Origin of the sequence: Micromonospora andamanensis, assembly GCF_016863495.1 — a bacterium.
GTDB classification, from domain to species: Bacteria; Actinomycetota; Actinomycetes; order Mycobacteriales; family Micromonosporaceae; genus Micromonospora; species Micromonospora andamanensis.
Window position 1 is genome coordinate 24,089 of record NZ_BOOZ01000029.1, and the last position, 14,048, is coordinate 38,136.

Annotated in this window: 15 protein-coding genes; 3 read left to right on the forward strand and 12 right to left on the reverse strand. The window is 69.4% G+C overall.

Annotated elements, in window-relative coordinates; all coding sequences use genetic code 11:
- Window positions 1-2: 2 nt before the first annotated feature.
- The 8 genes from Van01_RS33815 to Van01_RS22800 all read right to left on the reverse strand — a co-directional run bounded on the left by Van01_RS33815 (window position 3) and on the right by Van01_RS22800 (window position 8,345).
- Entirely contained in the window at window positions 3-251 is a 249-nt protein-coding gene (locus Van01_RS33815) for a type IV toxin-antitoxin system AbiEi family antitoxin domain-containing protein (RefSeq protein ID WP_373306282.1), read from the reverse strand.
- Between the two features lie 233 nt (window positions 252-484).
- Window positions 485-1,177: a G5 domain-containing protein gene (locus Van01_RS22770; protein ID WP_239099238.1), complete on the reverse strand. Its 693-nt coding sequence runs from the start codon at window positions 1,175-1,177 to the stop codon at window positions 485-487.
- Between the two features lie 337 nt (window positions 1,178-1,514).
- On the reverse strand, window positions 1,515-2,717 hold the full coding sequence (locus Van01_RS22775) for a saccharopine dehydrogenase family protein (RefSeq protein WP_204011203.1): 1,203 nt from the start codon (window positions 2,715-2,717) through the stop codon (window positions 1,515-1,517).
- A complete protein-coding gene (locus tag Van01_RS22780; RefSeq protein WP_204011204.1) occupies window positions 2,717-4,120 on the reverse strand; it encodes an NAD(P)/FAD-dependent oxidoreductase in 1,404 nt (467 codons plus the stop codon). Before Van01_RS22780 ends, Van01_RS22775 begins: the two co-directional genes overlap by 1 nt.
- Entirely contained in the window at window positions 4,117-4,953 is an 837-nt protein-coding gene (locus Van01_RS22785; protein ID WP_239099239.1) for an ABC transporter permease, read from the reverse strand. The genes Van01_RS22780 and Van01_RS22785 overlap by 4 nt, the downstream gene beginning before the upstream one ends.
- Window positions 4,950-5,864, reverse strand: coding sequence for an ABC transporter permease (locus Van01_RS22790; protein ID WP_204011206.1), 915 nt, complete (start codon window positions 5,862-5,864; stop codon window positions 4,950-4,952). Before Van01_RS22790 ends, Van01_RS22785 begins: the two co-directional genes overlap by 4 nt.
- Before the next feature lie 143 nt (window positions 5,865-6,007).
- Window positions 6,008-7,159 (reverse strand): ABC transporter ATP-binding protein, encoded by a 1,152-nt coding sequence (locus Van01_RS22795; protein ID WP_204011208.1) that lies wholly within the window; start codon window positions 7,157-7,159, stop codon window positions 6,008-6,010.
- A gap of 1 nt (window position 7,160) precedes the next feature.
- Window positions 7,161-8,345, reverse strand: a complete 1,185-nt coding sequence (locus Van01_RS22800; RefSeq protein ID WP_204011210.1) for a polyamine ABC transporter substrate-binding protein — start codon at window positions 8,343-8,345, stop codon at window positions 7,161-7,163.
- A 212-nt stretch (window positions 8,346-8,557) separates the two neighbouring features.
- Here Van01_RS22800 and Van01_RS22805 point away from each other — a divergent pair, with 212 nt between their 5' ends.
- Complete coding sequence (locus tag Van01_RS22805) at window positions 8,558-9,070, forward strand: Lrp/AsnC family transcriptional regulator (RefSeq protein WP_099847478.1); 513 nt, start codon at window positions 8,558-8,560, stop codon at window positions 9,068-9,070.
- Between the two features lie 231 nt (window positions 9,071-9,301).
- Here Van01_RS22805 and Van01_RS22810 read toward each other — a convergent pair whose 3' ends face one another.
- Complete coding sequence (locus Van01_RS22810) at window positions 9,302-9,493, reverse strand: DUF397 domain-containing protein (RefSeq protein WP_204011211.1); 192 nt, start codon at window positions 9,491-9,493, stop codon at window positions 9,302-9,304.
- On the reverse strand, window positions 9,484-10,272 hold the full coding sequence (locus Van01_RS22815; RefSeq protein ID WP_204011213.1) for a helix-turn-helix domain-containing protein: 789 nt from the start codon (window positions 10,270-10,272) through the stop codon (window positions 9,484-9,486). Before Van01_RS22815 ends, Van01_RS22810 begins: the two co-directional genes overlap by 10 nt.
- A 577-nt stretch (window positions 10,273-10,849) precedes the next feature.
- On the opposite strand from Van01_RS22815, the gene Van01_RS22820 reads away from it, so the two are divergent.
- Complete coding sequence (locus Van01_RS22820; protein ID WP_204011215.1) at window positions 10,850-12,196, forward strand: aspartate aminotransferase family protein; 1,347 nt, start codon at window positions 10,850-10,852, stop codon at window positions 12,194-12,196.
- A 119-nt stretch (window positions 12,197-12,315) separates the two neighbouring features.
- On the opposite strand, the gene Van01_RS22825 is transcribed toward Van01_RS22820, so the two are convergent.
- Window positions 12,316-12,693, reverse strand: a complete 378-nt coding sequence (locus Van01_RS22825) for a DUF3499 domain-containing protein (protein WP_204011217.1) — start codon at window positions 12,691-12,693, stop codon at window positions 12,316-12,318.
- Between the two features lie 152 nt (window positions 12,694-12,845).
- Here Van01_RS22825 and Van01_RS22830 point away from each other — a divergent pair, with 152 nt between their 5' ends.
- Window positions 12,846-13,295 (forward strand): metallopeptidase family protein, encoded by a 450-nt coding sequence (locus Van01_RS22830; RefSeq protein WP_099847483.1) that lies wholly within the window; start codon window positions 12,846-12,848, stop codon window positions 13,293-13,295.
- 81 nt (window positions 13,296-13,376) lie between these two features.
- On the opposite strand, the gene Van01_RS22835 is transcribed toward Van01_RS22830, so the two are convergent.
- Window positions 13,377-13,634: a WhiB family transcriptional regulator gene (locus Van01_RS22835; RefSeq protein WP_092380743.1), complete on the reverse strand. Its 258-nt coding sequence runs from the start codon at window positions 13,632-13,634 to the stop codon at window positions 13,377-13,379.
- Window positions 13,635-14,048 lie beyond the last annotated feature (414 nt).

A 14,048-nucleotide genomic window follows, 5' to 3' on the forward strand; every position in this document is an offset into this window, starting at 1 on the left:
GATTACGTGCAGATCGTCGGAGCGGGCGTCGCCGAACCCGTGCAATGACGCGCCGCTGTGGTAGCCCAGGGCGCAACCCTTCGGCAGCCGGTCAAAACCGCAGCGAGCCGCTCATTCGGTCCGGGGTCGGTCATCGGCCCGTACACCCCTCGGCTCAACCGAGCGAGCGCGCCCGCCTCAACCCGGCACCTGACCCGCCCACGGCTCCAACCCGACGCCAGTAACTCGGAGTATCGAAACACGTCCGCCACAGCACCGCACTGTGCTCCAACACCGAACCGGTTTCTGCCCCCTGTGGACAGCCAGAGGTCCTGTGGAAAACCCCCACCCCACCACCTGTCTCTGCTAGCCCCAGCGATCGGTCTCGCCGATCATGCAGTTGTGGCACACCCCAAAAGGGCTATACGTGATGTAACGACAACCACAACTGCATGATCGGCGCGCAGAGAGGGCGGGGAGGGGGCGGGGAGGGTCCGGGGTGGGGTTAGTCGCAGCCCCAGCCGTCGTTGTCGCGGTCGAGGTCGTAGATGTCCGTGCCGATGACCTTGACCGGACCAGTCACGTACGCGGGTCCGTTGCCGCTGCCGCCGGCACAGTCGACATCGCTGGCGATCGGCACGCAGGGGGTGTAGTTGGGGTCGCATCGGGAAACCGGTTTGGTGCCCTCAGCGACGACTTCGGTGACCGGCTTTTTCGTCACGACCGAGTTGACCAGCTCCTTGTCCGTCTGAACCCCGTCCACCACTGTCACCTGATAGGTCAGGGTGCGTATGCCGTCCACGCCTCGGGTCCGGACCACCCGCTTTCCCTCGGCCAGCGACGAGTCCTGCACGGTGCGGGTGCCGTGCCGGATGGTTTTCTTCTCGACCACGCTGCGCGTCTGCACAACGGGGGTAGGGCTCGTGGTGATGTCGCTTGGTTCAGCGAGTTCGCTCACCGCCGACGCACCGCTGGACGTCGGCGCCGGCGTGCCTGTGGCATCCGGTACTTGTGCACCGGAAGTGGCCGGCACCGGCTCCGCACCGTCGGAAGTGGACGTGTCCGGCGCGGGTGCCACTTCGGCGACGATGGCCGGGGCGGACTCCTCGGCGGCCGTGCCGGTGCGCAGCGGTTCCGGCTCGGCGACGAGGGCGCCCACGAAGGTGCCGCCCGCGCAGCACAGCAGCACGAACGACATGAACACTCCACCCAGGATCATGGTTACCCGGTGGCCAGGGCTGAGCCGGCTGAACCAGTTCGGCGGCGGGGCAGGCTGCGGCTGGCCCGGGAGGGCAATCGGAGTTGTCACATACATGAGTCTCGTCGGCGGTACTCACCGCGCTATCCACTGGCACGTCGATCACCCTTACCGAATGCGTTGGTCAGGTCACCATCACGTCGGCGACTCGGCGTCGATCGTCATGCCGTCGGCACAAATGGCTGCTGACTGTCATCGCGATCGGTAGCGTCGCTCCTGCGAAAGGACGAGCCCGGACGGAGCAGCCGACGCGCGGAGAAGGTTGGGCAGCGACAGGTCAGCGGTCCTCTAGGGCCCAGGGGGAGCCGTAGGCGGTCAGCAGGTCGAGGAAGGGTTTTGGGGGGAACGCCTCCGGGCCGAGGACGCCGACACCGGACCACGCGCCGCCGGCCAGTAGTTCCAGTGCCACGACCGGGTTGACTGCGGTCTGCCAGACCACCGCCTGGTGACCGTACTCCTGCATCGACCATTCGTTGTCGACCACGTGGTAGAGGTAGACCTCGCGGGGTCGGCCGTCGACCCCGGTGCCCCGTACCCAGGTGCCGGCGCAGGTCCTGCCACGCATTCGCTCGCCGAGGGTGGCCGGGTCGGGCAGGCACGCGGCCACCACGTCCCGGGGCGACACCGACACGCCGCCCACCCGCACCGGGGACGTCCGGGACAGGCCGAGCCGGTGCAGCGTCTTCAGCACCTCGATGAACTCGTCACCGAGCCCGTACTTGAAGGTGACCCGTCGAGCCGGCACCCAGCGCGGGATCAGCAGCACCTCCTCGTGCTCGACGTTCACGCACTCCACCGGCCCGATGCCGGCCGGGAAGTGGAACACCTCCGGCTCGCTGAACGGCTCGGTGGTGAACCAGCCCCGCCCGGCCTCCCAGATCACCGGCGGGTTGAGGCACTCCTCGATCGTGGTCCAGATGGAGAAGGACGGGGCGAAGTCGTAGCCGTCCACTGTCAGGTTGGCCCCGTCGCGTACCCCGATCTCGTCGATCTCGGCGAACAGCTCGTCGGCGGCGTACCTGGCGAAGACGTCGGACAGGCCCGGTTCGACGCCGATGCCGCACAGCGCCAGCCGGCCGGCCGTCACCCACCTGTCGGCCACCGCGAACTGCTCGTCGCCGAGCTTGACGCCGGTCTCCTGCCAGGGCCGGGCCGGATGCGGTCGGGACAGCGACATCGCCATGTCGAGGTAGTCGGCGCCGGCCGCGTACGCCCCGTCGAAGATCGGCATGACGAAGCGCGGGTCGACCGCGTTGAGCACGTGGGTGATCCGGTGTTCCCGGCACAGCGCGGCGACCGCGTCCGCGGCGGCGGCGTCGACGGACGCCGCGACGAAGCGGGAGTCGTGGCCGGCGACGGCCCGCGCGGCGCGGCCGGGATCGTGGTCGGCGACCACCATCACCTCGAAGAACGCGCGCCGGGCCGCGATGGCGACCACCGCGGAGCCGACGCCACCAGCACCGACGAGCAGGATACGCATCACGAGTCGAACCCCAGACCAAACCGATCGAGCGTACGGAGCCACAGGTTGCGCCGCCCCTGCCGCGTGTCGGCGCGGGCCAGGGACCACCGGGTCAGCCCGATGCCGACCGCGCGGGCCGGTTCGGGCGGGAACGGCAGCGGCCGGTCACGGACCAGGTTGAGCCGGGTCAGCGGGGTGTCCGCGCCGTCGAGCAGGTCGAGCATCACCCGGGCACCGAACCGGGTCGCGCCGACACCGAGCCCGGTGTAGCCGGCCGCGTAGGCGAGCCGACCGTCGTACGCGGTGCCGAAGAACTGGCAGAACCGGGTGCAGGTGTCGATCACCCCACCCCAGCGGTGACTGAACCGCACGCCGTCGAGCTGCGGGAAGGTGGTGAAGAAATGATCGGCGAGGGCGGTGAAGGTGGCGTCCCGCTGCTCCAGCGCCGGGGCCACCCGGTTGCCGTAGTGGTAGACGGCGTCGTAGCCGCCGAACAGGATCCGGTTGTCGCCGGTGATCCGGTAGTAGTGGAACTGGTTGCCGCTGTCCGCCAACCCCTGCCGGTTGCGCCAACCGACGGCGTTCCGCTGCTCGGCGCTCAGCGGCTCGGTCATCAGCGCGTAGTCGTACACCGGCACGATCCAGGCCCGCAGCCGGCGCAGCAGCGGCGGAAAGGCATTGGTGGCCAGCACCACCCGCCCGGCCCGCACCGCCCCGGGCGCCCCTTCGGCCCCGACGGTACGCGCGAACAACGCGCCCCCGTCCCGGCGCAGCCCGGCGACCCGGGTGTGCTCGTGGATCCGTACGCCCGCCGCCAGGCAGGCCCGACGCAGTCCCCAGGCCAGCCGGGCGGGATCGAGCATGGCCACCCGGTCCCGGTCCCACAACCCGCCGAGGTACGTCGGCGAGTTCACCTCGGCGCGTACCTCGTCGGCGTCGAGCAGGCTCACCTGGTGCCCGTACCGGCGGGCCAGGTCGACCTCCTCGGCCAGCCCGGCGAGCTGGTACGGCTCGACGGCGACGGCCAGTTCGCCGGTGCGCTCGAAGTCGCAGTCGATGCCGTGCGCGGCCACCGTCGCCTCGATCGCGTCGAGGTTCTCCTGACCGAGCCGTTCCAGCTCGCCCAGCTCGTCGGGGAACCGGCGGGCCCCGTTGGCCAGCCCGTGGGTCAGCGAGGCGGCGCAGAATCCGCCGTTGCGTCCGGAGGCGGCCCAACCGCAGGTGCCCGCCTCGACCAACAGCACGTCCCGCCCCGGGTCGGCCCGCCGGGCCAGCAGCGCCGCCCACAACCCGCTGTAGCCACCGCCGATCACCAGCATGTCGGCACCCGTCGCGCCGATCAGCGGCGGCAGCGGATCGGGCCGATCCGGCCGGTCCAGCCAGTACGGCAGCCGCACCGCGTCGGCCAGGGCCCGGCTCATGGCCGGCCGTTTCCCTGGGCGGGAGCGGGCACGATCGTCGCCCGGCGGGCCCGCCGGCCGCGCAGCGAGGTGGCCAGCACCAGCAGCAGCGCGACTCCGAACATGGCTGTGCCGATGACGTTTACCTGCGGTGGGATGCCCCGCTGGGCGGCACCCCAGACGTACATCGGGAACGTGACTGTGGTGCCCGAGTTGAAGTTCGTGATGATGAAGTCGTCGAAGCTGAGCGAGAACGCCAGCAGGGCGGCGGCCACGATGCCGGGCAGCACCAGCGGCAGGGTGATCCGCCGGAACGTCTGCCATTCACTGGCGTACAGGTCCATCGCGGCTTCCTCCAGCCGCCGGTCCATCCCGCTCAGCCGGGCCTTCACCGTCACCACCACGAACGACACGCAGAACATGACGTGGGCGATGACGATGGTCCAGAAGCCGAGGGGCACCCCGCCCGACACGAAGAGGGCGAGCAGCGAGGTACCCATCACCAGCTCCGGCGTCGCCATCGGCAGGAAGATCAGCACGTTCAGCCCGGACCGGCCCCGGAACCGGTGCCGGGCCAGGGCGAACGCCATGAGCGTGCCGAGCACTGTGGCCGCCACTGTGGCGAGGAACCCGATCTGCACACTGCGCAGCACCGCGTCGCACATGTCGGAGGTGGCGCAGGGGTTGCGCCAGTTGTCGAGGGTGAACTCGTTGAAGTCGTACGACAGCCGGCTGGAGGGGCGGTTGAACGACAGCGCGGCGACCACGGCGATCGGCAGGAACAGGTAGCCGAGCACCAGAAGTGCCACGCCCATCACCCAGTGCTCGGCGAACCAACGGGCGAGGCGGCTCACAGGACCTCCTCAGTGCCGGCGCGACGCAGGTAGACGAAGACCACCGCGAGGATCGTCGACATCAGCAGGAACGACAGCGCGGCACCCTGCGGGTAGTCGAGCCGGACCAGGAACGCCGAGTCGATGACGTTGCCGATCATGTACTCGTTCGGGGTGCCGAGCAGTTCCGCGTTTATGTAGTCGCCTGTCGCCGGGATGAAGAAGAGCAGGGTGCCGGCGATCAGGCCGGGCATCGACAGCGGCAGGGTGACCCGCCGGAACGTCTTCAGCGGGCTCGCGTACAGGTCGCTCGACGCCTCCAGCAGCCGGTAGTCCAGCCGTTCCAGGCTCGCGTACAGCGGGAGCACCAGGAACGGCAGGAAGTTGTACGTGAGGCCGAGCACCACAGCGATCGGGGTGGCCAGCAGCCGACCGTCGGGGCCGAGCAGGTGTACGTCACGCAGCAGCCCGACCAGCCAGCCGTTGTCCGACAGGATCGTCTTCCAGGCCAACGTACGCACCAGGAAGCTTGTGAACATCGGTGCGATCACGCAGACCAGCAGCAGGTTCTTCCACCGGCCGGCCTTCTGCGCTATCGCGTACGCCAGCGGGTAGCCCATCAGCAGCGCCAGCACCAGCGCGATGCCGGCGTACAGGAAGGATCGCGCGAACTGTGGCCAGTACGCCCGCAACGCCGTCGGGTAGTTGTCGAAAGCCCAGGTCAGCACGTACCCGGTGGAGATCGACCCGGTGGGGTCGTAGAGGCTGGCGGCGGCGAGCTGCACCAACGGCACGGCGAAGAACAGGACCAGCCAGGCCGCCCCCGGCAGCAGCAGCAGATACGGCAGGAGCCGGTACCGCCCCGATCGGGCAGCCGGCGGCGGCGACGCCGACTGCCCGGAGCCGATGGGTACGTGAGCCAGCGCGCTCACCGGAGCACCTTCGTTCGCGACTGCGGGGCTCGCAGAACCGGCTCACTCCTCGCGCTCACCGGAGCACCGCCTTCGTTCGCGACTGCGGGGCTCGCAGAACCGGCTCACTCCTCGCGCTCACCGGAGCACCTCACGTCGCCGGCTCATGAGGACGCACCTACCGGCTCGTCCAGGACCGGGGTGGTCCGGTCGGGCTCGTCGGCATCCCGGCCGAGCAGGAAGGCGTGCTGCGGATCCCAGTACGCCACGGCCCGCTCGCCGACCGCGAAGCGCTGCTGGGCCCCGCTGTTGGCGACGAACACGCTCAGCTCGGTGCCCCAGCCCGTGCGCAGCAGGTACTGCGTGCTCACCCCGACGTAGGAGGCGTCGGTGACGACGCCTTCGAGGTGCTGGCTGCCGCCGGGCACCTGCACGGCCGCCCCGACCAGGTGCAGCTTCTCCGGGCGTACGCCCAGGAAGACCGGGCCATTGTCGGTGCGGGACCGGCCGGCCGGCACCGAGAAGCGCGCGCCGTGCGCGGTGACCAGCAGGTCGTCCCCGCTGCCGCCGGAGACGTCACAGGCGATCAGGTTGGACTGGCCGAGAAAGTTGGCCACGAAGGCGGTCGCCGGGAACTCGTAGATCTCGGCCGGTGCGCCGAGTTGGTCGATCCGGCCGGCGTTCATCACCGCGACCGTGTCCGCCATGGTCATGGCTTCCTCCTGGTCGTGGGTGACGTGCACGAAGGTGATGCCGACCTCGGTCTGAATCCGCTTGAGTTCGATCTGCATCTGGCGGCGCAGCTTGAGGTCGAGTGCACCGAGCGGCTCGTCGAGCAGCAGCACCTGCGGGTGGTTGATGAGTGCCCGGGCCAACGCGACGCGCTGCTGCTGGCCGCCAGAGAGCTGGGCCGGACGGCGTCGCTCGTACCCGTCGAGCTGCACCAGGGACAGCATCTGCCGCACCTGGCCGTCGACCGAGCGGATGCCGCGCCGCCGCAGCCCGAAGGCGACGTTCTCGAAGATGTCCAGGTGGGGGAAGAGGGCGTAACTCTGGAACACCGTGTTGACAGGTCGTTTGTACGGTCGCAGTCGGGCGATGTCCCGGTCACCGAGCAGCACCTGCCCGCTCGTCGGTTCCTCCAGCCCGGCCACCATCCGCAGCGTGGTGGTCTTGCCGCAGCCGGACGCGCCCAGCAGGGCGAAGAACGAGCCCTGCGGAACGGTCAGGCTCAGGTCGTCGACCGCGGTGAAGGCGCCGAAGGTCTTGGTGAGGTTGGCCAGCCTCAGGTCGCCGGCCGGAGTCTCCCGCGCCATCTCACGCTCCGATAACCTGCTGGAACTTGGTTTCGTACTCGCGTTCCTGCTGTTCGTCCAGGGCCATGAAGACCCGGGACCTGGCGAGCATGGCCTCGTCCGGGAAGATCAGCGGGTTCGCGGCCAGCTCCGGATCGATCTTCTCCATCTCCGCCTGCGCCCCCTGCACCGGGCAGATGTAGTTGACGTACGCGGCGAGCTGGGCGGCGACCGCCGGGTCGTAGTAGTAGTTGATCAGCTCTTCGGCGTTGGCCTTGTGGCTGGCCTGGTTGGGCACCAGCATGTTGTCCGACCAGAGCATCACGCCGGAGTCGGGCACCACGAACCTGATCCGTTCGTCCTCGAAGCCGAGCTGGATGATGTCGCCGGACCAGCCGACGCACGCGGCGATGTCGCCCTTGGCCAGGTCCGGGGCGTAGTCGTTGCCGGTGAAGCGGCGGATCTGCCCGGAATCGACGGCCCGCTTCAGCTTGGCGAGCGCGTCGTCGAACTGGGCGGCGGTGAAATCCGCCGGATTGTGGCCGTTGGACATCAACAGCAGGCCCATGGTGTCGCGCATCTCGCTGAGCGCTGTCACCTTGCCCTTGAGGTCGGGGCGGGTGAGCAGTTCGTCGACGGTACGGATCTCCCCGGTGACCCGGCCGTTGTAGGCCAGTCCGGCGAGGCCGGACTGCCATGGCACGGCGAGCTGGTTCTCGGCGTCGAAGGGGCGGCTACGCAGCGACGGCAGGAGGTTGGCCTCGACGTTCGGCAGCTTCGCCTTGTCGAGCTTCTGGATCCAGCCGAGCCGGATCATCCGGGCGGCCATCCAGTCGGTGAGCACCATGATGTCGCGCCCGGTGCTCTGACAGGCGGCGAGCTGGTTCTGCACCTTGCCGAAGAACTCGTTGTTGTCGTTGACGTCCTCGGTGTAGGTCACCTGGATGCCGGTCCTGCTGACGAACCCGTCCAGGCTGGGACGCTTCGACTCGTCGTCCTCGTCCACGTCCATGTACTGCGGCCAGTTGGAGAAGGCGAGCGTCTTCTCCGTGCCGGACAGATCCTCGCTGACGCATCCCTCCTCGGTCTGCTGAGCGGCAGGGGTGCCGCAGCCGGCCAGGGTGCCGCCCGCCGCGAGCAGCGCGGCCGAGCCGAGAGTGCCGGTGAGCAGACCACGCCGGGTGAGGGGTCGGTAGGCACTACGCATGTGACGACTCCTATGGGTGATCGTCGGCGGCGGAACGGGGGCGGGCGCGCCGGCTGAGGGCTGGAGGGTCAGTGGCGATAGACGACTGATCCTGACATGAGAGAACCTCACTCACAAGGGATTCCGTTGCCGGGATAGCCCCTCACGACGAATTACGCCAGAGTGACCGATGACGCTAGGCTCACCCCGGTGAGCGACATGGGGAGCGGTCGATGACGAACCGGCAGCAGGACGGCGGCAACGGTGGACGCCGGGTCAGCGTGCGCGAGGGCGCCAGCCACGCCCTGCTCGACGACGTGGCGAAGCAGATCATCGAGCAGTTGCAGGAGGACGGCCGCCGCCCGTACGCCACAATCGGCAAGGCGGTGGGACTCTCCGAAGCGGCGGTACGCCAACGCGTGCAGCGCCTGCTCGACGCCGGAGTGATGCAGATCGTCGCGGTGACCGACCCGCTCCAACTGGGCTTCCCCCGGCAGGCGATGATCGGGCTACGCACCGACGGCGACCTGGAGAGCGTCGCCGACCGCCTCGCCGAGTTGGACGAGGTCGACTACGTCGTGATCACCGCCGGCTCGTTCGACCTGCTGGCCGAGGTGGTCTGCCGCAACGACGAACACCTGCTGGAGATCCTGCAACGACTGCGCGCGGTCGACGGGGTGCTGTCGACCGAGGCGTTCGTCTACCTCAAGCTACGCAAGCAGACCTACAGCTGGGGCACCGCCTGACCCACCCGGCTCGCCGGCTGCTTGATCCGCTCACGCCGCTTGACCCACCCGAGCCGCTTGATCCACTCGACATGCCGCATCCCGCTCCATCCGGGGGGCGTGAGGCCGCGACATGCCGCATCCCGCGGCGGCATAGCCGGGCGAGGCCACCAGTAGCGGCGGCCCGAGGGCGAGCAGGCGTACCGCCAGTCGTGCCTCGATCAGCCCACACACCCCGAGGAAGAGAGAGGCTCAGTCCGTACCGCGTGCGGCGGCGACGAAGGCACGCCAAGCGGTCGGGGTGAAGGCCAGGGTGCCGCCGGTGCGGTCCTTGCTGTCGCGGACCAGCACCCGGCCGGGCAGATTGTCGGCCACCTCGACACAGTCGCCGCCGTTGTTGCTGCTGCGGGTGGCGGTGCGCCAGCGGGCGCGGGTCAACTCCATGTCGTCGCCACTTCCCTGATCAGGTCGATGGACCGTCGACGGGGTAGCGCCTCACCTGTGACGCTCTCCCACCTCGCGCCCAGGATAGCAAGATCAGCACTGTCGGTCACCACCTGACCGCGCAGTTGATTGTCCAGATAGGCCACCTCCGCGCCGTCCGGCATCCGAGCCAGTACGAACGGCCCGGCCAGGCCGGTGTGCCACGGGTTCTCCGCCGGAATCACCCGGACCTGCACGCACTCCCGCTCGCCGAGCGCGGCCAGGTGGGCCAACTGCCCGGCCATCACGCCCGGATCGTGGCCGACCGGCCGGCGCAGCACCATCTCGTCGAGCACCGCGATGAACTGGAGCGGAACCTCCCGCTCCAGCACCCGCTGCCGGGTCAGCCGCGCCGCCACGATCTCGTCGACCTCCGTCGGCGACAGCAGGCCGCCGGTGGCCAGCACCGCCCGGGCGTACGCCTCGGTCTGGAGCAGGCCCGGCACGAGCAGCGGTTGGTACGACCGGATGGACCGGGCGTCCTGCTCCAGTTCCGCCCACTCCCGGAACCAGGGCAGATCCCGGCGGCGGAACGGCTCCGGCCAGAGTTCGGCGGCCTTGCGCCCGAGCAGGTTGGCCACCGCGATCCTGGTCCTCGGGTGCGGAATCCGCCCGTCCGCCAGCCAGCGCGCTGTCGTCTTCGGGTCGACGCCCACCTTCCCGGCCAGGGACTCGACAGTCTCACCCTTGTCCGCCATCGCCACCCGCAGCGCCTCGTTGCCCGCTGTCCCGTTGCCCATCGCGCCCTCCCGGCTCACGTCACACTTCGGCGCACGCTAGTCACCAGGGGTGGCTGTGTCCGCTCGCCGCCGGCGTGTTGCGGTCAGGACTGTTTCGCGCATCCGAGACGCGCTCCAGATGCCCCCGAGACGCCCTGGAAACGGCACCGATCGCGGTCGACGCCATCCAACTGACACGGGTCCGCCTTCTCCCCCGCCACCTCACCCCGCCCCACCCAACTTCACCTCGCGCCCTTTGCTCTGCTTCAACCCACGCAACGATTCCCGCCGGAATCCTGTGCGTCCGGTGAAGCAGAGCAAAGGGCGCGCAGGAGCTACCCGACCCGAGCGCCGCACCCGAGCGCGCCGGCACCCTCCCGGCTGGGCCAGCGACGGCCGCCTGGGTTCGGTCGGGCGCAGCGGGCCGGCCGGGAGATAGTGCGGATTCCGTTGCCTAAAGCCGTCCAGGAACATCAAATCCGTTGCGCAAGTGCCGATCTCCAACCGATAGCACTTGCCTTTAGGCGTGAGGCTGTGGGATAACCGTGGCACGAGCGGCCGGTGACCCCTGACCGGCCCGAGACCCGATGGGGCTGACATGGCCAACGCCACCGACCACCTCTGGATGCACTTCACCCGGATGGCGAGCTACTCCACGACAGAGGTGCCGATGATCGTGCGCGGCGAGGGCACGTACGTCTGGGATGCTCAGGGCCGCCGCTACCTGGACGGGCTGGCCGGGCTGTTCGTGGTCAACGCCGGCCACGGGCGCACCGAGCTCGCCGAGGCCGCCGCGAAGCAGGCCGGCGAGCTTGCCTACTTCCCGCTCTGGTCGTACGCCCACCCGAAGGCGGTGGAACTGGCCGAGAAGATCGCCGCACTCACCCCCGGCGACCTGAACCGGGTCTTCTTCACCACCGGCGGCTCCGAGGCGGTCGAGACAGCCTGGAAGCTGGCCCGCGCGTACTTCAAGCGAGTCGGTAAGCCGACCAAACACAAGGTGGTCAGCCGGTACATCGCGTACCACGGGACCTCCATGGGCGCGCTGTCGATCACCGGGCTGCCCGGCATCAAGACCGACTTCGAGCCGCTGGTGCCAGGGGGCATCAAGGTGCCGAACACGAACTTCTACCGTGCGCCGGAGCACGGCGAGGACCCGGTGGCGTTCGGCAGGTGGGCCGCCGAGGAGATCGGGCGGGCCATCGAGCGGGAGGGGCCGGACACCGTGGCGGCGGTCTTCCTCGAACCGGTGCAGAACTCGGGCGGCTGCTTCCCGCCCCCGCCCGGCTACTTCGAGCGGGTCCGGGAAATCTGCGACGCGTACGACGTGCTGCTGGTCAGCGACGAGGTGATCTGCTCGTGGGGTCGGCTCGGTGAATACTTCGGTGCCCTGCGATACGGCTACCAGCCCGACATCATCACCACCGCCAAGGGCATCACCTCCGGCTACGCCCCGCTCGGCGCGATGATCGCCAGTGACCGGTTGATGGAGCCGTTCCTGACCGAGACCGGCATGTTCGCCCACGGGGTGACCTTCGGCGGGCACCCGGTCTCCTGTGCGGTGGCCCTGGCCAACCTGGAGGTCTTCGCCCGCGAGGATCTGGTCGGGCACGTACGCGCCAACGAGGCGGCGTTCCGCGCCACCCTGGAGAAGCTGCACGACCTGCCGATCGTCGGCGACGTACGAGGCGACGGCTACTTCTACGGCATCGAGCTGGTCAAGGACAAGACCACTCGGGAAACGTTCAACGAGGCGGAGTCGGAGCGACTGCTACGGGGCTTCCTCTCCGGCGCCCTCTTCGACGCCGGCCTCTACTGCCGCGCCGACGACCGGGGCGACCCGGTCGTGCAGCTCGCCCCACCACTGATCGCCGGACAGCACCAGTTCAACGAGATGGAGCAGATCCTACGGTCCGTCCTCACCGAAGCCTGGTCCCGCCTCTAACCCCCACCCACTCACCAACCGCGTTGATCATGAGGTTAGCGGCAGTTCAGAGATCGAGAACGCCGCTAACCTCATGATCAACGCACGGCAGGAGGGCGCGCGAGGAGGGCGCCGGGGGGTTAGTGGGTGGGGGGGATTACGCGGAGGTGGCCGCGGCGGGAGGTGGGAGAGCCGGCGGGGGGTGCGGTGGGGTGGTTCTGGTCGTCCTGGGGTGGGCGGGGGGCGGGGCGGGCGGCCTCGCGGACCGCCTCGGCCAGGGCAACCAGGTCGTCCGTGGTGGGCGGCGGCGGCTCGAACTCGCCCTCGTGCCGGACCACCTCCCAGCCGCGCGGGGCGGTCAGGCTACGGGCGTGCGGTTCACAGAGGTCGTACGTGTGCGGCTCGGCGAAGGCGGCCAGCGGACCCACAACGGCTGTCGACTCGTTGTAGACATAGGTCAGCGTGGCGACCGCTTGCCGGGGGCAGCCGTTGCGGGAGCAGCGCCGTGGTGACCTCACCGGCGCAGGGTATCTCCATTACCGGCTCCGGCGCACCGGTTCGCGTTACGACACGCCCGTCTTGGTGATCACATTTCTCGTCCGGCGCCACAACGCGCCAGGTGGTCGGCGCTGACCCGGCTCGGGACGGGCCGGGAGCTAGTCTGTGGCTCATGACGAGCCCGGAGAACCGCCGCCCCGGCACCGGCCGGCGGACGCACCGCGACCGACACGGGCGCGGCCTGCGTGGGCGGCTGGTGCCGGCTACCGTGCCGTTGGCGCGAACCAAGGCGGAGATCTTCGACGACCTGGTACTGGACACCGTCGAGACGCTGGAGCGCCGGTTCGCCAAGGAGCTGGCCGGGGTCGAGTTCGCCGTCGAGGACGTCCCACCCGACCTGAACGTCTACGACTCCGACGTGCTGGAGGACGGCGAGGTGCCGCTGGCCCGGCTGCTGCCCGGGCGACCCGGTCGCCAGGAGGTGCCGCCCCGGATCGTGCTGTACCGGCGACCGCTGGAGTTCCGGGCCATGGACCGGGAGGATCTCGCCGACCTGGTCCACGACGTCATCATCGAGCAGGTGGCGAACCTGCTCGGCGTCGACCCGGACGAGCTGGCCTGATCGCGGCAGGCTCAGCCCTCACCGGGCAGGGCCCGGCCGATCCGGGTGGGACGGCCCCCAACCGTCCCCTCCCGCGTCGGATCAGGCCACCCGGCGCTTGAGCTTGCGCCGCTCCCGTTCGGAGAGCCCACCCCAGATCCCGAACCGCTCGTCGTGGCCGAGAGCGTATTCGAGGCATTCCGTCTTGACCTCGCACCGCGAGCAGATGCGCTTCGCCTCGCGGGTCGAGCCGCCCTTCTCGGGAAAGAACGCCTCCGGGTCGGTCTGCGAGCACAGGGCCCGCTCCTGCCACTCCGGCGCGTTTCCGAGCAGGTCGGCCGCCTCGAGCTGGCCGTCCATTCAGTTGCCTCCTTGTCGCGCACCGGCGTCGTCGCCGCTGCAACCCCCCACGCGAAAGGCGTGCTTTTGTCCGTCCGGTCCCGTTATCGTGCGTTCCGTGCGAACAACCCCATTCAAATTACACGCGTGTAATGCGTGCGCCGTCAAGCCAAACTTGATAATGGAGTCGCCCTCCCGACACGCGCCCGGACGGCCGTCCGTACCACCCGGTCTCGCCCTGCCCTATCGATTCAGACCCCGGCCGAGTAACGCCCTCCCCGGCGAGTTGCCCGAGTTTTCTCCTGTGGCGCGCCAGGCGCCACGGGAGTGATCGAGCTTCGCGCCGACGCCGGAGAAGCCGTTCACCAAGATCCGTTGATCTTGATCCGCAAGGTTATCCCGACTTCGCCAACGCCGCCCGCCGAGCGGGTGAAC